Origin of the sequence: Aquimarina sp. Aq78 (genome assembly GCF_900299525.1) — a bacterium.
Classification (GTDB): Bacteria; Bacteroidota; Bacteroidia; order Flavobacteriales; family Flavobacteriaceae; genus Aquimarina.
Window position 1 is genome coordinate 261,722 of record NZ_OMKA01000020.1, and the last position, 20,073, is coordinate 281,794.

Here is a 20,073-nt window from a genome sequence, read left to right on the forward strand (position 1 = left end):
TAGGAATATAAGATATCTTACCACAAAAAAGCAAGCAAAAGTGATTCAAAAAAATGATATCAGAAATAGAAATGATGTGACAATGCTGGTTTCTATATTTTATAAAAAAATAAGAAAAGAAGAGAGTTTAGGCCCTATTTTTAATCATATGATAAAAGATTGGGATAAACATTTAGATAGATTAACCAATTTTTGGGAAACTAACCTCTTATTTGTTTCAAAATTTAAAGGAAACCCTATTGAAGTCCATAAACGAGTAGATCAAACGTTTAACCACAATATTACAAATGTACATTTTGGAATATGGTTGCAACTATGGATTACTACAATAGATAGCCTTTTTGAAGGTGAACTCGCTACTTTGGCTAAAAACCGCGCCAGAAAAATGAGCACAACATTATTCGTGAAAATGTTTCAAGACAGACCTTCTCAAAAAATAATCCCTAACAAATAATTTACACAAATTGATGTAATACCTGAGGTGTAATTGCACTATGCGAAGAATGATGTACCATAACACCATTTCTAATAACAATAAATTGTGGTGATTCATGAAATACCTGAAATTTTGCAGCTACTTCTGCAGACACATCACGATGATTCAATAAATCAAGATAATACAAATCAATTTGATCTTCTGTAATATCAAAACTGCTTTCAAAATTACGGATCACCATTCCACTAATACCACAACGAGTCGAATGCTTAAAAATAGCCTGCGTTTTAGTCTTTGATGCTTCTGCTATTTCCTCTAATTGCGAAATAGAATTGAGCACTTGCCAAGGTAAAGCTTGTTTTTCCTGTTTAGGTTCTTTCTCTTCTGATCCAAATAATTTACCAAATATTCCCATTTTTTTCCTTAATTCAAATTATCACAAACATAGTCAAATGATTTTTAAAATTGACTATAATCATATATTGGTCGTTACAAAATTCGTAACTTTACATTAAGCCAAAAAGTCAGTAAAATCAAGCAACAACAAGACATTTTGACACATTATCGAAGTAGGAATATTATTTGATCCTCTACTAGAAACTCAAAATAAGAGACTATGAATTTTAATAATTTCACTATAAAATCACAGGAAGCCATACAACAAGCTCAACAGCTTGCACAAGGCTTTGGACATCAACAAATAGAAAACGAACACATTTTTAAAGCTATTTTTAATGTAGATGAAAATGTGCTTCCGTTTTTGCTAAAAAAGTTAAATGTAAACATTAATCTTTTACAACAAGTTCTTGATAGTACACTAGAAAGTTTTCCTAAAGTTTCTGGCGGAGAGTTACAATTATCAAGAGAAGCAGGAAAATCACTAAATGAAGCAAGCATTATTGCTAAAAAGATGAATGACGAATATGTTTCTATTGAACATCTGGTGATTGCTATCTTTAAATCTAAAAGCAAGATTGCACAAATCCTAAAAGATCAGGGAGTAACAGAAAAACATCTAACTGAAGCTATTAATGAGATCAGAAAAGGCGAACGAGTAACATCACAAAGTGCAGAAGAAACCTATCAGGCCTTAAATAAATATGCCAAAAATCTTAATGAAATGGCAGAGAACGGAAAATTAGATCCCGTTATAGGTCGGGATGAAGAAATCCGAAGGATATTACAAATCCTTTCTCGTCGTACCAAAAACAATCCAATGCTAGTCGGTGAGCCTGGCGTGGGTAAAACTGCTATTGCCGAAGGGTTAGCTCATCGAATTATCGCCGGAGACATCCCCGAAAACCTTAAGAACAAACAAATTTTTTCTTTGGATATGGGAGCTTTAATTGCTGGTGCCAAATTTAAAGGCGAATTTGAAGAACGCCTTAAATCTGTGGTAAAAGAAGTAACTTCTAGTGATGGAGATATTGTATTATTTATCGATGAAATCCACACTCTTGTAGGTGCAGGCGGTGGCCAAGGCGCTATGGATGCTGCAAATATCCTAAAACCAGCTTTGGCAAGAGGAGAACTTCGCGCAATTGGAGCCACAACTTTGGATGAATATCAAAAGTATTTTGAAAAAGATAAAGCCCTAGAAAGACGTTTCCAAAAAGTTACAGTAGATGAACCAGACACAGAGAGTGCAATATCAATTCTTAGAGGAATTAAAGAAAAATACGAAACACATCATAAAGTACGTATAAAAGATGAGGCTATAATCGCTGCGGTAGAATTATCTCAACGTTATATCACAAATAGATTTTTGCCCGATAAGGCTATTGATTTAATGGATGAAGCTGCCTCTAAACTGCGAATGGAAATTAATTCTAAGCCTGAAGAACTCGATGTTCTCGACAGAAAGATTATGCAACTTGAAATCGAGATCGAAGCTATAAAGCGTGAAGATGACGAAACCAAGCTAAAAGTACTTAATGCAGATCTTGCAAACCTTAAAGAAGAACGTAATGAGATTTTCTCAAAATGGCAAAGCGAAAAAGAAGTTGTAGATGCTATTCAAAATGCAAAAACAGATATTGAAGAATATAAGCTTGAAGCAGAACGCGCAGAGAGAAATGGAGATTATGGAAAAGTCGCCGAATTGCGCTACGGAAAAATAAAGGAAGCTCAAGAAAGATTGGATGAATTGCAAAAACAGTTAAATGAACAGCAAAGTAAATCTTCGCTTATTAAGGAAGAAGTTACTAATGATGATATTGCAGAAGTAATAGCAAAATGGACAGGAATACCAGTAACCAAAATGCTACAAAGTGAACGCGAAAAATTATTGGTGCTTGAAGAAGAATTACAGAAACGTGTAGTTGGACAAATTGAAGCTATACAAGCTGTTAGTGATGCTGTACGAAGAAGTCGAGCAGGTTTACAAGATCAAAAAAAACCAATAGGTTCATTCTTATTTCTGGGAACTACAGGGGTTGGTAAAACAGAATTAGCAAAAGCACTGGCAGAATACCTGTTTAATGATGAAACGGCTATGACCCGAATAGATATGAGTGAATATCAGGAACGCCATGCGGTAAGCAGATTGATGGGTGCACCTCCTGGATATGTAGGATATGACGAGGGAGGACAATTAACCGAAGCTGTTCGAAGAAAACCATATTCTGTAGTATTACTCGATGAAATAGAAAAAGCACATCCAGATACGTTTAATGTATTATTACAGGTGTTAGACGAAGGTAGGTTAACAGATAATAAGGGTAGAGTTGCAGATTTTAGAAATACTATCATTATCATGACCAGTAATATGGGGAGCCACATCATACAAGAAAAACTTGAGACTATCAAAGATATGGATACTGCTATGGAGGCAGCTAAGGTAGATGTATTAGGGATATTAAAACAATCTGTTCGTCCAGAGTTTTTAAATAGAATAGATGATATCATTATGTTTTCTCCGCTTACCAAAGCCAATATAAATGAAATTGTAAGGCTTCAGTTAAAGCACGTTTCTAAAATGCTGGCTGAGCAACACATAACTTTGGATGCTACAGAGCAAGCTATAACCTATCTTTCTGAAAGAGGTTTTCAACCAGAATTTGGAGCTAGACCAGTGAAACGCACTATCCAAAAAGAAGTTTTAAATACACTATCTAAAGAAATTCTAGCAGGAAAAATCTCTACAGAGAGTGTAATTTTACTCGATGAATTTGATAGTAATCTAGTATTCAGAAATCAGGAAAATTTGGTTTCTTAATCAATCTACAACAGTAATTACATGTAAAAACAGAGCTATTGGTCTAGAAATAAACCAATAGCTCTAATAGTTTTAAACAAAAAATCAACAATGCTATATTTTGTCGAGTAGCATATATTACGGTTTTACCGTAGATATTAACAAAATTATTCCTACAATAGTTAATAACTAAATAAGGAAAAAAACAAGGTTTTTGAGTACATTGCTCTCTCAATGAGACCAACCATATTACTTGCACTTCTTCTAATTTCACACATCTCCCTGGGCCAAAACAAAAAGGGGGCCTTATCTGATATTAGAAATAAATACCAGTTAATCCGAGAATTAGTAGATACCAATACACTTAGACAGCATCATACCGATTATTCTTGCGATGAATCAACAGAAAAAGGATCACTTACCTTTTACTATAATGGCACAGAATTAAAGCATATTATCCACACCTACACTCAGGGACATGTAAAGTATAGAGATGAATTTTATGTTTGGGATAATCAACTGTTTTTTCAATATGCAATCCATAAAGTTTGGTATAAAGACTATGAAAGAAGTCGTTCTGGTAAACGTCGACTAGCAAATGTTGTATTAACACTCGAAGAACGTTTTTACTTTAAAGATAGAAATGTTATAAAATGTCAATTCAAAGATTTTGAAAACAGGAGTAGTCGTTCAAAAAAAATCAAAACTAACAACATTAGAAACATAAATGTGGGCTGTGATCAGGCACAGGTTGCTCTTGAAAAGTTTGATCTTTTACTCGATTTCCAAAAAATGAAAATCGAAGATGCCTGCAACCTTCCTAAAAGTATTACCAATACAGAACCTCTAGATCATATTTACGGCAATATCGGTCAAAATTAAAAACCCGTATTTTTATTAAGCTCTCTTCAAAGTATGTTAAAATAAAACATTTGTTGCATTAAAAAATATACCACTTGGTATTTTTTTAGTATATTCGATCTATATTTCAATAAAATATGCTCACCAAAGCCGAACAAACAACAGAGTTTATAATACAAACCGTAGCTCCTATTTTTAACAAAAATGGATATGCCGCTACAAGTTTGAGTGATATCACTAAGGCTACCGGACTTACCAAAGGTGCTATTTATGGTAATTTTAAAAATAAAGAAGAACTTGCTATCGCCGCTTTTAAAATGACCGAAGGAAATATGATTGGCCGAATAGCGGATCATCAATCTTTAAGTAAATCACCTATTGAAAAATTATTTTTAGTTACCGATTTTTATCGGAACTATTACAATTTCACTCAAGAGCTAGGTGGTTGCCCTGTACTCAATATGGGAGTAGATGCAAAATATCAGGTTCCTGTTCTTTTTAAACATGTAAAATCTGCAATCACCAAAATTCAGAACAATGTTGCTAAACTTATTGATGCCGGGAAAGAATGCAAAGAAATAAAAGAAGAGGTAGACTCAATGCTATACGCAAAACGATTATATAGCATGATAACCGGAGCTATTTTTATGACCCATACTATGGAAGACAATAGCTATTTATTAGAAACTATGGATCAGATAGACACTATGATTCATAAAAAACTTAAACGATAATTATCATTTTTTTTAACTATAAATATACCAATTGGTATAAAAACAAATTAAATCATGACATTAACCAAAATACCAGAAAGCAAAGCAAAAATAAGGTTTCAGGATTGCGATCCTTTTAATCACCTTAATAATGCTGCATACATTAACTATATGATCAATGCAAGAGAAGATCAGATTGACCAATACTACAATCTTGACATTTTTAAACTTGCAAAAACCAAAGGCATAAGCTGGGTGGTAGGCACAAACCAGATTGCGTATTTAAAACCTGCCTTACTTATGGAGAATGTGGTTATTGATTCTCAACTTATACGATATACAGAAAATCAATTACATGTAGAAATCAGAATGTGGAACCATGATAAAACCGAGCTTAAAGCTGTACTATGGAGTTCCTTTGTGCATTTTAATTTACTACAACAAAAACGTTGGAATCACGATCAACAACTCTTAGAGTTATTTCAAAACATAATTGAACCTATACCTACTAACAGTTTTGAGGAAAGAATTTCACAATTAAAACCACAAAAAGTGTAACATTTCCATTTTTTATTCGTCTTAATATAGAACGTAACCATTTAAAACTGGCCACATGAAATCTTCTGGCGATTTAGGCTCTTCTAATAAAAGAAGAAGCTCGTATATTTATATAGGATTTTTTATCATTGCTATTCTATCAATGGGTATCGTTATTTGGCAAATGGGAATGTTAGAATAATATAATCAGGTATAAAAAAGCTAATATTATTTTTATAATAGCTATTTTTATACCTGATATTATTTAGTTTTATGTTATGAATTGTGCATAATTAAGAATTTCAACACCTCTAAAATAATTATTATACAATCCTACCTGACCTCTAAAACAATAAACACACACAGATGAAACCTATACTCGTTTTACTTATTTTTCTTTCTTCTTGGGTAAGTTCTTGCCAAAGTAATGTATCACCGCAAGAAGTAACCACTACATATTTCTTAGTTAGACACGCCGAAAAAGATCTTAGTGATCCAGATAATCGAAATCCAGAGCTTACAGAAGCAGGAAAAATACGATCAGAAAACTGGGCAAAAATGCTTGCTGATACTCCAGTAGATATGGTATACACAACAGACTATATCAGAACTAGAAAAACAGCAGAGCCAATTGCCAAAAGTAAAAATTTAGAACTGGTTTTATATAATCCCAGGAATTTAAACGACACCGAATTTCAAGAAAAAACCAAGGGAAAAACTGTTGTGGTTGTTGGTCATAGTAATACAACACCCACCTTTGTCAATAAAATTATTGGTAAAGAAAAGTATAGCTCAATAGACGAAAAGATCTATGGTAAACTATTCATTATAAAAGTTACTGGTGATATTATTACCGATACTGTACTTACTATAAATTAACAACAATCTCTTTCAATATAAACATAGATATCCTCTAGTTCTATTTTTGAAAGTAATTTCAATTGTTTCTTTTCAAATAATTTGTCAAGATTATGTAGTGGCGTAGTAAGATCATCTGTTTTATAATTTTTATAATCCACAAAACGTATTCCATTTACATTTCTAGGATTATATGCTTCTCTAAACCGTATTCCTCCTCCATTTACGGCATACTTATATGCTAGGTAATCTACAGTAAAGTTCTCCTTATGTATCCAATACATAAACTCATCTTCAAAATCAGTTCCGCCGCCTTCTTGCTCAAAAGTTACTTTAACTTTATAATATAAAACTCCATTAATAACCGATTCACCAACCAGTTCTTTCTGCACAGCCGGTGCATTGAGTCCATACGGAAGGCTGGCAAAGTAATGTACAGAATTCACTCCATCACTTATTTTTGTAACTAAAGAATCTGCAATTTTTACAGGGCAATTCTCTATAGTTCTTTTCAAACCAGAATTGCTTATCACATCATGAGTTAATCCTTTAGGGCTTTTTACAAACCTCTCTAATGCATACACTCCTTCTCCTCTTTTACTTCGATATTGTTTATCTCTAAAAACGAAATGTATAATTGCCTTATCATATTTTTCTCCTCCCGCATTTTCTATCACTTTATCTACTATTTCCTGAGCAGAAAACTGAGCGGAAATGGGTGTGGCAAAAGAAAAAACAAATACTAATATTATAAAATAATGTCGCATAAAAATTGCTTTAAAAACTAAATTAATCTTTCTCTTTTCAATAATTGTAACATTTTTGTTAAACTAAATAACAAGTACAACCAATTATTTTTTTAGACGAAAATCCAGTTTTATACTTACCGATACATAACAATTTTAATATTTGTTCTGATATGAATTGAAGATTGTTTTCTTTTTAATTAAAAAAAAGATAATTATTTTGCAGTCCCTAACTCCAAAATAAGAATACTATGAAATATATAGCCCTACTTTTAATTTGTTTTACCGTTCAGTGTGGCTTAGCCCAAGATGCCAGTACATATGAGAACGTAATAAAGATTTTTCAAGAAGATTTTAATGCACAGAACATAGATGCTATTTTTAACATGTACACTTCAGAAATGCAAGAAAGCATGACAAAAGAAGGTGTTTCTAGTTTTATCAATGGTTGTTATGGACAATTTGGTAGCATAAAAAATATAACTTTTGTTGAAACAGCTGAAGGAGTTTATAGCTATAAAGTAAAATTTGATAAAACAATTTTGGCTATGGACCTGCAACTAAGTGCAAATGGTAAGATTTCAACTATACAATTTCAAGAACTATAAAAAGTATTTAAAATATTCGTTTTTTGTATAAAGCTTTCTTTCAGGAAAGCTTTGTACTTTTGTAGGCATTTACAAAGTATTTCGAATACCCAGATATGAATCCAAACAAAATCAACATATTAAACCGTAAGGCCAAATTTGAATATGAGTTCCTAGACAAATATACCGCAGGAATTAAACTCGTTGGCACAGAAATAAAGGCTATCAGAGAAGGAAAAGCAAATATTGCTGAGAGTTTCTGTGAGTTTAATAACAATGAATTATTTGTTATTAATATGCATATCGAAGAATATTCTCATGCCACTTATTTTAATCACAGTCCCAAAAGTGAACGGAAATTGTTACTCAATAAAAAAGAATTAAAAAAGCTTGAAAAAGAAGTAAAAAACTCTGGATTAACCATTATACCTACCAAATTATTCATAAATGATCGTGGGTTAGCAAAGCTTAATATTGTTCTTGCACGTGGTAAAAAGATGTATGATAAACGAGAAACAATTAAAGACAGGGATAATAAAAGGAATCTTGATCGTATTAAAAAGGATTATAGATAAAGTAATTACCCCTCCTAACCTCGTGATTTAACTTTCAATTCTTATCCTCTAATAAAGGAACAAATCTAAATTCTCCAAATTCTCGTTTTTCAAACTCTGTTTCGCTTTTACGAATAAAAAGTGTCATTATTTGCACATCCTCTCCCACAGGAATCACTAAACGACCATTAATTTGTAATTGCCCTAATAATGGCTTAGGAACAAAAGGAGCACCTGCTGTTACTATAATTCCATTGTATGGTGCATGCTCTGTCAAACCTTTATATCCATCTCCAAACGACAAATGTTTTGGTCTATACCCTAGTTTAGATAAAAACAATTTTGTTTTTTTAAATAGTTCTTTTTGGCGCTCGATACTATATACTTTTACTCCGAGTTCACATAAAACTGCAGTTTGGTATCCAGAACCAGTGCCAATCTCTAACACCTTATCTCCTTTTTTTATTTCTAACAATTCAGTTTGAAAAGCCACAGTATAGGGCTGAGAAATGGTTTGATCTGCTGCAATGGGAAAAGCTTTATCCTGATATGCATGATCTTCAAAACCAGAATCCATAAACAAATGTCTGGGTATCTTTGCAATGGCAGACAACACAGCTTTATTTTTGATTCCTTTTTTAATCAATACATCTACTAATTGTTTTCTTTTTCCGGCATGTCTAAGAGTATCTTTCACTATTCTAAGGGTTATTTAGCAGGCTAAAATTACATAAAGATTTTAAAGATTTGCAAACTATTTCTTTCTTCGAACTAAATTTTTGCATTTTAGATATAATTAGGATTTAAAATTTATAAATAATACTATTTTTGTGTAAAATCAATATATTATGCTCAAAGCCGGAGTACTCGGTGCGGGACACCTTGGTAAAATCCATTTACGTCTTCTACAACAATCAGAAAATTATGACCTTATAGGTTTCTACGATGCTAGCGAAACTCAAGCTAAATCTATTGTAGAAGAATTTGGGTATCAACTTTTTAATTCTGTTGAAGAATTAATTGATGCTGTAGATGTAGTAGATATTGTCACCCCAACTTTCGCTCATTTTGATGTAGCTAAACAAGCAATAAAAGCAGGCAAACACGTCTTTATAGAAAAACCTATTACCAATACTGTAGCAGAAGCCCAACAACTTATTGATTTGGCTAATGCACACAATGTAAAAGGACAAGTAGGACATGTAGAACGTTTTAATCCTGCATATACTGCTGTAGCTAGCAAGATTGACAGCCCAATGTTTATAGAATCACATAGATTAGCAGAATTTAATCCCAGGGGCACAGATGTTCCTGTAGTTCTTGATCTTATGATTCATGATATAGATGCAATCCTAAGTGTAGTACACTCAGAAGTTAAACACATCAGTGCCAGCGGAGTATCTGTAATTAGTGAAACTCCCGATATCGCAAATGCCCGAATAGAATTTGAAAATGGTTGTGTAGCCAATCTTACTGCCAGTAGAATTTCTCTTAAGAATATGCGGAAATCCAGGTTTTTTCAACGTGATGCATACATCTCGGTCGATTTCTTTGAGAAAAAATGTGAGGTTGTAAAAATGAAAGATGCTCCTCAAAATCCAGATGATTTTGCTATGATATTGCAAAATGCTGAGGGCATAAAAAAACAAATCTATTTTGATAACCCTAATGTCCCCTCTAATAATGCAATATTAGATGAGTTAGATACTTTTGCAGAAGCTATAAAAAATGACACTACACCTATTGTATCATTAGAGCAAGGTAAAAAAGCATTAGAAGTTGCATTAAAAATCATTGATTGTTTCGCACATTAAAAACAAAATTTACAGATTTACACTAAATAAAAAAATACATATGAAAAACATTGCAGTAATCGGTGCAGGAACTATGGGGAATGGTATTGCACATACTTTTGCTCAAAAAGGCTTTAAAGTACAGCTTATTGATATTTCTCAACAATCTTTGGATAAAGGCTTAGCTACAATCACAAAGAATTTAGACAGAATGATTGCTAAGGAAAAAATATCTGAAACCGATAAGGGAGCTACACTTGCCAATATCTCCACTTATACAGATATCAAAGAAGGAGTAGAATATGCTGGTCTTGTAGTTGAGGCAGCTACCGAAAATGTAGATTTAAAATTAAAAATTTTCAGAGAACTTAGTGAAGCATGTCCAGAAGATACAATTTTAGCTTCTAATACTTCATCAATATCGATTACACAAATTGCTGCTGTAACTAATCGTCCAGAAATGGTTATTGGTATGCATTTCATGAATCCGGTACCTATTATGAAATTAGTGGAAATTATTAGAGGATACAACACCTCTGATGAAGTGACTTCTACTATTATGGAAATGTCTAAAACACTAGGTAAAGTTCCTGTAGAAGTTAATGATTATCCTGGATTTGTAGCAAATCGTATCCTGATGCCGATGATTAACGAATCAATAGAAACTTTATACAATGGTGTGGCGGGAGTATCAGAGATTGATACCGTTATGAAACTAGGAATGGCACATCCTATGGGACCATTACAATTGGCAGATTTTATTGGTCTTGATGTTTGCCTTTCTATTCTTAATGTAATGTATGAAGGCTTCAAAAATCCAAAATACGCTCCTTGCCCATTATTAGTTAATATGGTTATGGCTGGTAAACTCGGAGTAAAAAGTGGAGAAGGATTCTATGATTATTCTGAAAACAGAAAAGCAGAAAACGTATCCAAACAGTTCATATAGTTAGTAGTTTAGTGTTTACTTCCTGATTTTACGATGAACAAAACCCTGATATTGATTATAGTTTTGACTTTGATTTCCTGTAAAAACAGAAATGAGACATTTAGCTTTGCTATAGACAAAAATCAAGACCCTTATCAGATCTATATTTCTCTGTTTAAGGAAAATCCAAAATTTATCGCTTCTGATTTTGATTATCCAATAGGCAAACCAAATGCTGAAGGTTATTATAATGCCCAAAAATTTAGAGAAAACAATCACTTAGGTGATGATTGGAATGGTGTTGGAGGGGGCAATACAGACTTGGGAGATCCTATATATGCTATTGCAAATGGGTATGTTTCTTTTGCTAAGGATATTAAAGGAGGTTGGGGCAATGTTATAAGAGTAATACATAAATACAAAGGAAAATATTATGAATCTGTATATGCACATTGCGATTCAATACGTGTAAAAGAAGGAGATTTTGTAAAAAAAGGTGCTTTAATAGCAACTATAGGTAATGCAAATGGTATATATTTGGCTCACTTGCATTTAGAAATCAGAGATGATATTTTTATGGATATTGGTGGTGGATATGCAAATGACAAATCTGGATACCTGGATCCTACAGAATTTATAAATAAAAATTAATGGCAAAAATTCATCCGTTTAAGGCTGTACGACCAACAAGGGATAAAGTAAATCTGGTTGCTTCCAGATCATATCAAAGTTACACTTCTTTTGAGCGAGATTCTCGAATGGATTATAACCCCTACTCCTTTCTACATATTGTAAATCCAGGATATAAATACCATAAAGAAATATCAGGAGAAGAGCGCTATAAATTAGTTCGAAATCGATACCTGGAGTTTAAAGAAGATGAAATTTTCATGCAAGAGGATAGCTCTTGTTATTACATTTACAAAATTGTAAATCGTGAACAAGAATCCTTTTGCGGTATAATAGCTGCCGCAAGTGCAGAGGATTACCATAATGATATTATCAAAAAACACGAAGATACACTTCAACATCGTGAAAGTACTTTTAAGGAGTATCTAAAAACAGTAGGTTTTAATGCAGAACCTGTATTGCTCACCTATCCTGATAATGATTCTATTTCAAAAATTATTTCAGAAACTGTTGGAGCAAGAGCAGAATATGAATTTACGACTACAAATCGTGACACTCATTATCTTTGGAAAATAGAGGATCAAAAATCTATTCATGAGATGCAAGAAGCCTTTTCTTCTATTGAAACCATATACATAGCAGATGGGCATCATCGTTCTGCATCATCCTATCTACTATCGCAGGATTTAAAAGAAAATAACCCTGAGCATAGTGGTGATGAAGCTTATAATTTCTTTATGAGCTATTTGATTCCTGAATCTGATTTAAAAATTTATGAATTTAATCGATTAGTAAAAGATCTCAACGGCTTATCTAAAGAAGAATTTCTGATCAAACTTGACGAGTGGTTTCGTATTGAAAATAGAGGGCATGAGGTATACAGACCTTCAAAACCTCATCATTTTAGCATGTATATTGATGATGAGTTCTATTCGTTATATCTTAGAAAAACAACTTATGAATTTACAGATGCTCTAGAAGAATTAGACGCACAGATTTTATATAAAACGGTATTAAAGCCTATTTTAGGTATTGAAGATTTGCGCACAGATACACGTATCGAATACTCCCATGGCAAAAATGGAATTGTACTGGTAAAAAGCGAGGTTGATAATGGAGAATATAAAGTAGGATTTGGGCTTTTTCCTGCATCTGTAGAGCAAGTCAAAAAAATTGCAGACCAAGGGTTAAAAATGCCTCCAAAAAGCACATATATAGAGCCAAAATTAAGAAGTGGGATCACTATTTATGAGTTTTAACATTAACTATCATTTTTATTTATAAACAATAAAGGATGCTTGAAATTCAAGCATCCTTTGTCTTTTTTTCAATACACTTTGGTTTTAAGAGAATTGAACATCTATACTTTATAGGGTATGTACATAAAACCCAATTCTATCAATTTCTGATCCCGAACGACCAAAGAAACCTAATATTTGAAATCCACTAGGTGGAATTGCAGCATTAAAGTAACTACCTCCATTACCACCATGGGTAAATGTTTTCTTATTTGTATAGATGGTTAACCTATCCAAACGACTTCCACTTCTTCCTGCAATTCTTCTAATATATTCAGTATTATCAAAAAAGTGCAAATAAAAAGAACCTCCATTTCCTCCTCTGCTCATACCCGTGTAAATAGTACCTGATGGAGAAATGTAATACACAACTAACTTATCTACCCTAGAACCTGTTCTCATGGCAATTGCATGAATTCTTGTACCACTAGGAGGGTTTACGCTAAAAGCTCCTCCTCCTCCTCCTCCGAAAGGACCGACAGGATACGAGTAAGCCTTACTACTATTTTCTGTAGCATTTTCGATAGGAATAGCATTTTTAAGTTCTTCAGGAAAACTATTCCATTCTACCAATTGTGAGTTGGTATCATCATAACTAGGTACTTCTTGGGTATTTTCTACACCTTCTTTTATCTCATCTTTCTGACATGAGATCATAAAACTGAACAGTGTTAATACCGTTAAAAAAATCAATTTTTTCATAAAAATTTAAATTTAAATTGGTTAATAAAAAATAATTAATTATTGCTATTAATTTCGTTATTAAAAGCACATTAAGATACGGTCATTGTCAAAAATCATAATATTAATTAACATATATATGGGACTTGTACGATTTAAACTACGGATACTTTTGACACCTGTAAAAATTAGAAATACACATCTAAATATTTACCTTTTATCCAAGAAACCAGTGACTAATTATTTAGCATAAAAAAGATAGAGGTTAGCTTTTGATTTGTAAATAAATAACCAATAATCGATAACAATAAAAAATGATTTTAGATATCTTTGCAAACTATGAATGATATCGAACAAAACCTTCGTGAGATAAAAACATCAATTCCTGAAGGAGTTACTCTGGTAGCAGTATCCAAAACCAAACCCATTTCTGATCTAATGAATGCCTATGAAGCTGGTCAAAGAATTTTTGGTGAAAATAAGATCCAGGAAATGACCGAAAAGTGGGAAACTATGCCAAAAGATATCAGTTGGCATATGATTGGACATGTACAAACTAATAAAGTTAAATACATGGCTGCCTTTGTAGATCTCATTCATGCAGTAGATAGCTATAAGTTACTTAAAGAGATCGACAAACAAGGAAAAAAACATAATAGAACTATTAACTGCCTATTGCAGATCAAAATTGCTAAAGAAGAAAGTAAATTTGGTTTATCAGAACAGGATGCTATCACCTTATTAAATACCGAGGAAGTTAAGAACTTGACCAATGTTAATATTCAAGGACTTATGGGCATGGCAACTTTTACAAATGATGAGCAACAAATACATGATGAATTTAAAACGATTGCATCTTTTTCTGAAGAAATGAAAACAAAATATCCACAATTAAAAACCCTATCGATTGGTATGAGTGGAGATTACAAAATGGCTATTAACTGTGGGAGTACTATGGTTAGGATAGGAAGTTCTATTTTTGGAGCTAGAAATTACCAATAGTAAATGATCTTTTATCATTAACACTTGATTTACCGAATTGATAAATAAAATAAAAAAACAATAATGCCCCTTATTAAACTAATCTCGAAAAAATAAAGATTACCGAATTATATGTATGCAATTTTAGATATTGAAACAACTGGAGGAAAATATAATGAAGAAGGAATTACTGAAATTGCTATTTATAAATTTGACGGACATGATGTTGTGGATCAATTCATAAGCCTTGTTAATCCTGAACGTCCTATACAACCATTTGTAGCTAATCTTACTGGGATAAATAATCAAATGCTTCGCAATGCTCCGAAGTTTTATGAAGTAGCTAAAAGAATTGTTGAAATTACTACCGACTGTATTATCGTTGCACATAACTCTAGTTTTGATTACCGAATTTTAAGAACCGAATTCTCGAGATTAGGATTCGAATTCAAACGACAGTCTTTATGTACTGTAGAGCTTTCTAAAAAATTAATCCCGGATCAACAATCATATAGTTTAGGTAAGCTTGTTCGCGGACTTGGAATCCCTCTTTCTGATAGACACCGAGCCAATGGCGATGCTCTTGCTACAGTAAAACTATTTAAACTCCTACTCACAAAAGATATAGAGAAAAAAATAATCACAGAAACCGTTCGAACAGAAACTAAGCGACAAGTTGATGACAAACTTCTTAGATTGATTGAAGCTGCCCCTTCGGCAACAGGAGTATATTACATGCATCGCGAAGATGGGACTATTATATATATAGGTAAAAGTAAAAATATAAAAAAACGCCTCAATCAACATTTCACAAACGATAATAGGAAATCTAAAAAAATACAGGAAGAAGTTGTTAGTGTTACGCATGAGAATACAGGAAGTGAGCTTTTAGCATTGCTAAAAGAAAGTGAAGAGATAAAACGCAACAAACCCAAATACAATAGAGCGCTGCGTAAAACGAAATTTGATCAGGCTTTATACCAATTCACAGATGATAACGGGTATATAAATTTCAAAGTTCAAAAAGCAGATCATCGCAAAATAAGCATCACTACTTTTTCTAACAGACAACAAGCCAAGACCTATATGCATCGGTGGACAGAAGAGTATAGTTTATGCCAAAAATTAATGGGTTTGGATAATGGAAAAAATAACTGTTTTAACTACACTATAAAGCAGTGTAATGGCGCTTGTATTTATAATGAATCTGCAGAAGAATATAATATTAGGGCACAAAAACTTATTTTTAATACTTCTTTTCAAAGTCAGGATATGATTATTGTCGATCGAGGAAGAGATATTGACGAACAAAGTGTAATATTGGTTGAAGAAGGAAAATTTAAAGGTATAGGATATTTCAATCTAAACCATCAGATCAACAATATAGAGATTTTACGCTCTATTATTACTCCAATGACTCATAATAGAGATGCCCAACACATTATCCAAAGTTATGTACGTACACATAAAAGACTGAAGATTATTAAACTACAAAAAAATGTATAGATTCCTATTCTTTATATTCTTAACTACCTTCTCTTTTCTAATAAGTGCTCAAGAAGCTTACAATACTAAAAATATGGTTGTAAGCATGATTGATATACAAAGTAAAACATATAAAAAAGATAGTACAGCTAATGCTTTTTTTATCTATGAAAAAGGTTTTAGCAGAGTTGAAAATGGAGGAGGTTATAATTTGTTAACAGATCATGAAGCAAAGATTAAAATATTAAACGAACAAGGGTATGATCACGCTACAGTAAAAGTTCTTTTATACAGAAATAAAAAGCACAAAGAATCTTTCAATAGTCTTGTTGCTTATACTTATAACCTGGAACAAGGTAAAGTTATTAAGACTAAAGTAGAAAAAAATCAAATTTATTATGAAGAACATGATCAAAACTTCACTTCTGTAAAGTTTACATTTTCTAACATAAAACCAGGATCTGTACTTACTTATAAATATCAAATAGAATCCCCTTTTATGTACAAGTTTAATGGATGGGAATTTCAAGACGATATACCAAAAATGCATAGTGAGTTTATAGCTGATCTACCAGGCAACTATATTTACAACATAAAACTCGTGGGAACTCTAAAATTAAGTACCAAAGAGTCTACTATCAAAAAAAGATGTCTTCAAGCGCCAGGTTTAGGATCTGCAGATTGTTCTCATAACATATATATCATGAAAGACATTCCTGCTTTCAAAGAAGAAAAATATATGACCGCAAAGAGTAATTATTTTTCTCGTATTGAGTATGAATTGAAAGAGTTTAAAGGATTTGATGGAGTCAATAAAAAATATACCGAAACTTGGAAAAATGTTGATAATAAATTAAAAAAAGAAGCTACAATTGGAGTGCAACTCAAAAAATTATCCGCTACCAAAAATCTTCTTCCCGATTCTATACAGTCGCTGCCTAAAGATATAGCTACAGCAAAAATAATCTACCGCTATATTTCGAATAATTATAAGTGGAACAAGAAAAAAAGAATTTTTAATGACGGTAATATTAATAAAGTAATTAAAGACAAGGTAGGTAATGTTTCTGATATTAATATACTTCTTCATAATGTATTAAAGCAGCAACAATTTATGGTGCACCCTGTATTGTTATCCACTAGAGATAATGGCTATGCAACAAAAATTCATCCAGTAATTTCTGATTTTAATTATCTTATTGTACAATTATCCTTAGACGGAAAAACATATCTATTGGATGCTACCGAAAAAGCACTAACATTTGGTGAAGTTCCTTTTCGTTGTTTAAACCAATATGGTAGATTACTAGATTTTAAAAATGGTAGCTCCTGGATTAATATAGAACCAAAGAAACATTCTATTCACTTTTTTAAGGAAGATTTAATACTAAATGAAGAGCTAGAATTAAGCGGTAAAGCAAAGCATGTTTATTCTGGGTATCATGCTTACTTTAAAAGAAAAGAACTAAATTATTCTAGTAATGAGAAGTTTCTAAACAATATTAAAAATCAAAATCAAGAAATCACAATTTCTGATGCACACATCAATAATCAAAATAGCTTTGAAAAAGCTATTGAGGTAGAATTTAATTTTACAAGAAATGTTTCAGAGATAGATGATATTTTTTATATTAAACCTTTTACTAAAGCATTTTTTGAAAAAAATCCATTTAAGCTTAATCAAAGAACATATCCTGTAGATTTTGGTTATAAAGATTCTTATAGCTATCTCGTCTCAATTGAAATTCCAAAAAATTATGATTTCATTGATATCCCTAAAAATTTGGCATATACACTCCCTAATGAATTAGCGCAAGTAGCGATTAATTTTCAGAAGAATGGTAACAAGCTCATTATTAATCATAGAATTACATTTAATTCCTCTTATTACCCAACAGAATATTACGCGACGTTAAAAGAGTTTTTCAATCATATAATAAGTATAGAAAACGACTCTCTTATAGCTGTCGGGAGAGTACATTAGTTTTTTTAGTATTTTTATTCAAAATCAAGAAGTTTGAACAATAACTCATCTCATAAGAACTGGAAAAGTCAATTACATGATATCATTTATGAAGCCGATACTCCAATAGGAAAGTTATTTGATGTAATTCTACTTATCCTAATCGTATTGAGTATCATCTTTGTGATGCTTGAAAGCGTAAAAGGCTTATCTGTTGAAACATATACATTATTATATTATGCAGAATGGGTCATCACGATATTTTTTACTTTTGAATATATCGCCCGCATTGTTTCTATAAAAAAATCAGCTTCGTATATTTTTAGTTTTTATGGGATCATTGATCTTTTATCTACTTTACCATTATACCTATCATTTTTTATCACAGGCACCAGCGCACTACTAGCTGTTAGAGCATTAAGGTTACTTCGGGTTTTTAGAATTTTAAAAATCTCTAGATATATTGGTGAATCAAACAGATTAGCACAAGCTATAAAAGATAGCAGAGCCAAAATACTGGTATTTCTGTTTGCTGTATTAGTGTTATGTATAATTATGGGTACGGTAATGTACATTATAGAGGGAGAGGAAAGTGGTTTTAAAAGTATCCCAATAAGCGTATATTGGTGTATTGTCACTCTAACAACGGTTGGTTATGGTGATATTGCTCCAGTTACTCCATTAGGGCAATTTATTGCAGCCATTATTATGATTATGGGTTATGGTATTATCGCTGTTCCTACAGGTATTGTAAGTGCCGAATATACACATCACCAAACCAGTAAGGTTCATCTAAACACTCAATCCTGCAGTCATTGTAGTGAGAATGAGCATCGCGATAACGCTAAATTCTGCCATAAATGCGGAGAAGATTTACACAAAGACAATGAATAAAAATCTAATTGTGGTTGTCGGACCAACTGCTATAGGTAAGACCAGTTTAAGCATTGAGCTTGCAAAACATTTTAATTGTGAAATTGTTTCTGCAGACAGCAGACAGTTTTACAAAGAAATGAGCATTGGTACTGCAGCCCCTTCGCTTGACGAATTAGAACAAGCTAAGCATCATTTTATTCAACACATAAGTATCAAAAATGAATACAGTGTAGGTGATTATGAAAAAGATGCCTTAGATAAACTTCGTGAATTATTTAAAAATAACGACTACGCTATTCTTGTTGGAGGTTCTGGACTATATATCGATGCAGTAACCAGGGGATTGGATCTTTTTCCTGAAATAGACATCAAGATTAGACAAGAACTTCAAGAAGAATATAACAACAAAGGAATTGAAAATTTACAGCAACAATTAAAAATTTTAGATCCATTGTATTATGAAAAGGTAGATTTAAACAATACCCATAGAGTTATGAGAGCTCTAGAAGTATGTATTGGTAGTGGGGCACCTTATTCATCATTTCTTACTAAACCACGAAAGAAACGACCTTTTAATACGATTAAAATTGGAATTACTGCAGAAAGGCAAACTATTTATGACAGAATAAATCAACGTGTAGAACTAATGGCTGAAGCAGGCCTAATAGATGAAGTAAAAAGCTTATACCCTTATAAGTCATTAAATGCATTAAACACTGTAGGATATAAAGAAATATTTAAATACCTGGATAAAGAATGGGATTTAGATTTTGCACTTTCTGAAATCAAAAAAAACACCAGGCGTTTTGCAAAAAGGCAACTTACATGGTTTAAGAAGGATTTAGAAATTAGTTGGTATGACTATAAAGAAGATATCAACTCTGTTATAACATATATAAAAAAAAGTTCACTATGATAAATAAATTACACATAGTGAACTCTTAAAAGTT

Annotated in this window: 22 protein-coding genes; 18 read left to right on the top strand and 4 right to left on the bottom strand. The window is 32.2% G+C overall.

The annotated features are described in order from the left end of the window. Window positions 1–40 precede the first annotated feature (40 nt). On the top strand, window positions 41–454 hold the full coding sequence (locus tag DG435_RS12765) for a group III truncated hemoglobin (protein WP_369872002.1): 414 nt from the start codon (window positions 41–43) through the stop codon (window positions 452–454). A gap of 1 nt (window position 455) precedes the next feature. Here DG435_RS12765 and ytxJ read toward each other — a convergent pair whose 3' ends face one another. Next, window positions 456–851, bottom strand: coding sequence for a bacillithiol system redox-active protein YtxJ (gene ytxJ, locus DG435_RS12770; RefSeq protein ID WP_106791248.1), 396 nt, complete (start codon window positions 849–851; stop codon window positions 456–458). A gap of 201 nt (window positions 852–1,052) precedes the next feature. Here ytxJ and clpB point away from each other — a divergent pair, with 201 nt between their 5' ends. The 6 genes from clpB (at window position 1,053) to DG435_RS12795 (ending at window position 6,622) form a co-directional block, all read left to right on the top strand. Beyond that, the gene (gene clpB / locus DG435_RS12775; protein WP_106791249.1) at window positions 1,053–3,653 is read left to right on the top strand and encodes an ATP-dependent chaperone ClpB; all 2,601 of its coding nucleotides are present in this window, start codon (window positions 1,053–1,055) and stop codon (window positions 3,651–3,653) included. Between the two features lie 213 nt (window positions 3,654–3,866). Next, window positions 3,867–4,514: a hypothetical protein gene (locus DG435_RS12780; RefSeq protein WP_106791250.1), complete on the top strand. Its 648-nt coding sequence runs from the start codon at window positions 3,867–3,869 to the stop codon at window positions 4,512–4,514. 116 nt (window positions 4,515–4,630) lie between these two features. Then, a complete protein-coding gene (locus DG435_RS12785) occupies window positions 4,631–5,227 on the top strand; it encodes a TetR/AcrR family transcriptional regulator (RefSeq protein WP_024770469.1) in 597 nt (198 codons plus the stop codon). Between the two features lie 54 nt (window positions 5,228–5,281). Then, a complete protein-coding gene (locus tag DG435_RS12790) occupies window positions 5,282–5,764 on the top strand; it encodes a thioesterase family protein (protein ID WP_106791251.1) in 483 nt (160 codons plus the stop codon). A 55-nt stretch (window positions 5,765–5,819) separates the two neighbouring features. Continuing rightward, the gene (locus tag DG435_RS26025; RefSeq protein WP_255409709.1) at window positions 5,820–5,945 is read left to right on the top strand and encodes a hypothetical protein; all 126 of its coding nucleotides are present in this window, start codon (window positions 5,820–5,822) and stop codon (window positions 5,943–5,945) included. 164 nt (window positions 5,946–6,109) lie between these two features. Further along, complete coding sequence (locus tag DG435_RS12795; RefSeq protein WP_106791252.1) at window positions 6,110–6,622, top strand: histidine phosphatase family protein; 513 nt, start codon at window positions 6,110–6,112, stop codon at window positions 6,620–6,622. Here DG435_RS12795 and DG435_RS12800 read toward each other — a convergent pair. Continuing rightward, a complete protein-coding gene (locus tag DG435_RS12800; RefSeq protein ID WP_106791253.1) occupies window positions 6,619–7,368 on the bottom strand; it encodes a DUF6503 family protein in 750 nt (249 codons plus the stop codon). The genes DG435_RS12795 and DG435_RS12800 overlap by 4 nt on opposite strands. 230 nt (window positions 7,369–7,598) lie before the next feature. On the opposite strand from DG435_RS12800, the gene DG435_RS12805 reads away from it, so the two are divergent. Both DG435_RS12805 and smpB read left to right on the top strand, forming a co-directional pair. Beyond that, on the top strand, window positions 7,599–7,955 hold the full coding sequence (locus DG435_RS12805; protein ID WP_106791254.1) for a DUF3887 domain-containing protein: 357 nt from the start codon (window positions 7,599–7,601) through the stop codon (window positions 7,953–7,955). A gap of 95 nt (window positions 7,956–8,050) precedes the next feature. Then, window positions 8,051–8,509, top strand: a complete 459-nt coding sequence (smpB, locus tag DG435_RS12810; protein ID WP_106791255.1) for an SsrA-binding protein SmpB — start codon at window positions 8,051–8,053, stop codon at window positions 8,507–8,509. Window positions 8,510–8,543: 34 nt separating this feature from the next. On the opposite strand, the gene DG435_RS12815 is transcribed toward smpB, so the two are convergent. Then, on the bottom strand, window positions 8,544–9,185 hold the full coding sequence (locus DG435_RS12815; protein ID WP_024770475.1) for a protein-L-isoaspartate(D-aspartate) O-methyltransferase: 642 nt from the start codon (window positions 9,183–9,185) through the stop codon (window positions 8,544–8,546). A gap of 151 nt (window positions 9,186–9,336) precedes the next feature. On the opposite strand from DG435_RS12815, the gene DG435_RS12820 reads away from it, so the two are divergent. The 4 genes from DG435_RS12820 to DG435_RS12835 are packed head-to-tail and all read left to right on the top strand — an operon-like array spanning window position 9,337 to window position 13,098. After that, on the top strand, window positions 9,337–10,302 hold the full coding sequence (locus DG435_RS12820) for a Gfo/Idh/MocA family protein (RefSeq protein WP_024770476.1): 966 nt from the start codon (window positions 9,337–9,339) through the stop codon (window positions 10,300–10,302). Between the two features lie 40 nt (window positions 10,303–10,342). Then, on the top strand, window positions 10,343–11,230 hold the full coding sequence (locus tag DG435_RS12825; protein ID WP_106791270.1) for a 3-hydroxybutyryl-CoA dehydrogenase: 888 nt from the start codon (window positions 10,343–10,345) through the stop codon (window positions 11,228–11,230). Window positions 11,231–11,281: 51 nt separating this feature from the next. Then, window positions 11,282–11,860: a M23 family metallopeptidase gene (locus DG435_RS12830; RefSeq protein WP_234387039.1), complete on the top strand. Its 579-nt coding sequence runs from the start codon at window positions 11,282–11,284 to the stop codon at window positions 11,858–11,860. Beyond that, a complete protein-coding gene (locus DG435_RS12835) occupies window positions 11,860–13,098 on the top strand; it encodes a DUF1015 domain-containing protein (protein ID WP_106791257.1) in 1,239 nt (412 codons plus the stop codon). The genes DG435_RS12830 and DG435_RS12835 overlap by 1 nt, the downstream gene beginning before the upstream one ends. Before the next feature lie 108 nt (window positions 13,099–13,206). On the opposite strand, the gene DG435_RS25850 is transcribed toward DG435_RS12835, so the two are convergent. Continuing rightward, a complete protein-coding gene (locus tag DG435_RS25850; protein WP_199852634.1) occupies window positions 13,207–13,839 on the bottom strand; it encodes a jacalin-like lectin in 633 nt (210 codons plus the stop codon). A 318-nt stretch (window positions 13,840–14,157) separates the two neighbouring features. Here DG435_RS25850 and DG435_RS12845 point away from each other — a divergent pair, with 318 nt between their 5' ends. The 5 genes from DG435_RS12845 (at window position 14,158) to miaA (ending at window position 20,039) form a co-directional block, all read left to right on the top strand. Beyond that, window positions 14,158–14,820 carry a YggS family pyridoxal phosphate-dependent enzyme gene (locus DG435_RS12845; RefSeq protein ID WP_106791258.1) on the top strand — a complete coding sequence of 221 codons (663 nt, stop codon included), beginning with the start codon at window positions 14,158–14,160 and terminating at the stop codon, window positions 14,818–14,820. Window positions 14,821–14,931: 111 nt separating this feature from the next. Beyond that, window positions 14,932–16,305 (top strand): exonuclease domain-containing protein, encoded by a 1,374-nt coding sequence (locus DG435_RS12850; protein ID WP_108840617.1) that lies wholly within the window; start codon window positions 14,932–14,934, stop codon window positions 16,303–16,305. Further along, the gene (locus tag DG435_RS12855) at window positions 16,298–18,268 is read left to right on the top strand and encodes a DUF3857 domain-containing protein (protein WP_106795089.1); all 1,971 of its coding nucleotides are present in this window, start codon (window positions 16,298–16,300) and stop codon (window positions 18,266–18,268) included. Before DG435_RS12850 ends, DG435_RS12855 begins: the two co-directional genes overlap by 8 nt. Window positions 18,269–18,301: 33 nt before the next feature. Beyond that, a complete protein-coding gene (locus DG435_RS12860; protein ID WP_106795088.1) occupies window positions 18,302–19,141 on the top strand; it encodes an ion transporter in 840 nt (279 codons plus the stop codon). Beyond that, window positions 19,134–20,039 carry a tRNA (adenosine(37)-N6)-dimethylallyltransferase MiaA gene (gene miaA, locus DG435_RS12865; RefSeq protein ID WP_106795087.1) on the top strand — a complete coding sequence of 302 codons (906 nt, stop codon included), beginning with the start codon at window positions 19,134–19,136 and terminating at the stop codon, window positions 20,037–20,039. Before DG435_RS12860 ends, miaA begins: the two co-directional genes overlap by 8 nt. Window positions 20,040–20,073: the final 34 nt, after the last annotated feature.

What these genes read in the sequence shown, in the direction of transcription:
- DG435_RS12800 (WP_106791253.1), bottom strand. Translation starts at nt 7,368, where the DNA reads ATGCGACATTATTTTATAATATTAGTATTTGTTTTTTCTTTTGCCACA.
- DG435_RS12845 (WP_106791258.1), top strand. Translation starts at nt 14,158, where the DNA reads ATGAATGATATCGAACAAAACCTTCGTGAGATAAAAACATCAATTCCT.
- DG435_RS12790 (WP_106791251.1), top strand. Translation starts at nt 5,282, where the DNA reads ATGACATTAACCAAAATACCAGAAAGCAAAGCAAAAATAAGGTTTCAG.
- ytxJ (WP_106791248.1), bottom strand. Translation starts at nt 851, where the DNA reads ATGGGAATATTTGGTAAATTATTTGGATCAGAAGAGAAAGAACCTAAA.
- DG435_RS12850 (WP_108840617.1), top strand. Translation starts at nt 14,932, where the DNA reads ATGTATGCAATTTTAGATATTGAAACAACTGGAGGAAAATATAATGAA.
- DG435_RS12795 (WP_106791252.1), top strand. Translation starts at nt 6,110, where the DNA reads ATGAAACCTATACTCGTTTTACTTATTTTTCTTTCTTCTTGGGTAAGT.
- DG435_RS12835 (WP_106791257.1), top strand. Translation starts at nt 11,860, where the DNA reads ATGGCAAAAATTCATCCGTTTAAGGCTGTACGACCAACAAGGGATAAA.
- DG435_RS12855 (WP_106795089.1), top strand. Translation starts at nt 16,298, where the DNA reads ATGTATAGATTCCTATTCTTTATATTCTTAACTACCTTCTCTTTTCTA.
- DG435_RS25850 (WP_199852634.1), bottom strand. Translation starts at nt 13,839, where the DNA reads ATGAAAAAATTGATTTTTTTAACGGTATTAACACTGTTCAGTTTTATG.
- DG435_RS12785 (WP_024770469.1), top strand. Translation starts at nt 4,631, where the DNA reads ATGCTCACCAAAGCCGAACAAACAACAGAGTTTATAATACAAACCGTA.
- DG435_RS12780 (WP_106791250.1), top strand. Translation starts at nt 3,867, where the DNA reads ATGAGACCAACCATATTACTTGCACTTCTTCTAATTTCACACATCTCC.
- DG435_RS12820 (WP_024770476.1), top strand. Translation starts at nt 9,337, where the DNA reads ATGCTCAAAGCCGGAGTACTCGGTGCGGGACACCTTGGTAAAATCCAT.
- DG435_RS12805 (WP_106791254.1), top strand. Translation starts at nt 7,599, where the DNA reads ATGAAATATATAGCCCTACTTTTAATTTGTTTTACCGTTCAGTGTGGC.
- smpB (WP_106791255.1), top strand. Translation starts at nt 8,051, where the DNA reads ATGAATCCAAACAAAATCAACATATTAAACCGTAAGGCCAAATTTGAA.
- miaA (WP_106795087.1), top strand. Translation starts at nt 19,134, where the DNA reads ATGAATAAAAATCTAATTGTGGTTGTCGGACCAACTGCTATAGGTAAG.
- DG435_RS26025 (WP_255409709.1), top strand. Translation starts at nt 5,820, where the DNA reads ATGAAATCTTCTGGCGATTTAGGCTCTTCTAATAAAAGAAGAAGCTCG.
- DG435_RS12825 (WP_106791270.1), top strand. Translation starts at nt 10,343, where the DNA reads ATGAAAAACATTGCAGTAATCGGTGCAGGAACTATGGGGAATGGTATT.
- clpB (WP_106791249.1), top strand. Translation starts at nt 1,053, where the DNA reads ATGAATTTTAATAATTTCACTATAAAATCACAGGAAGCCATACAACAA.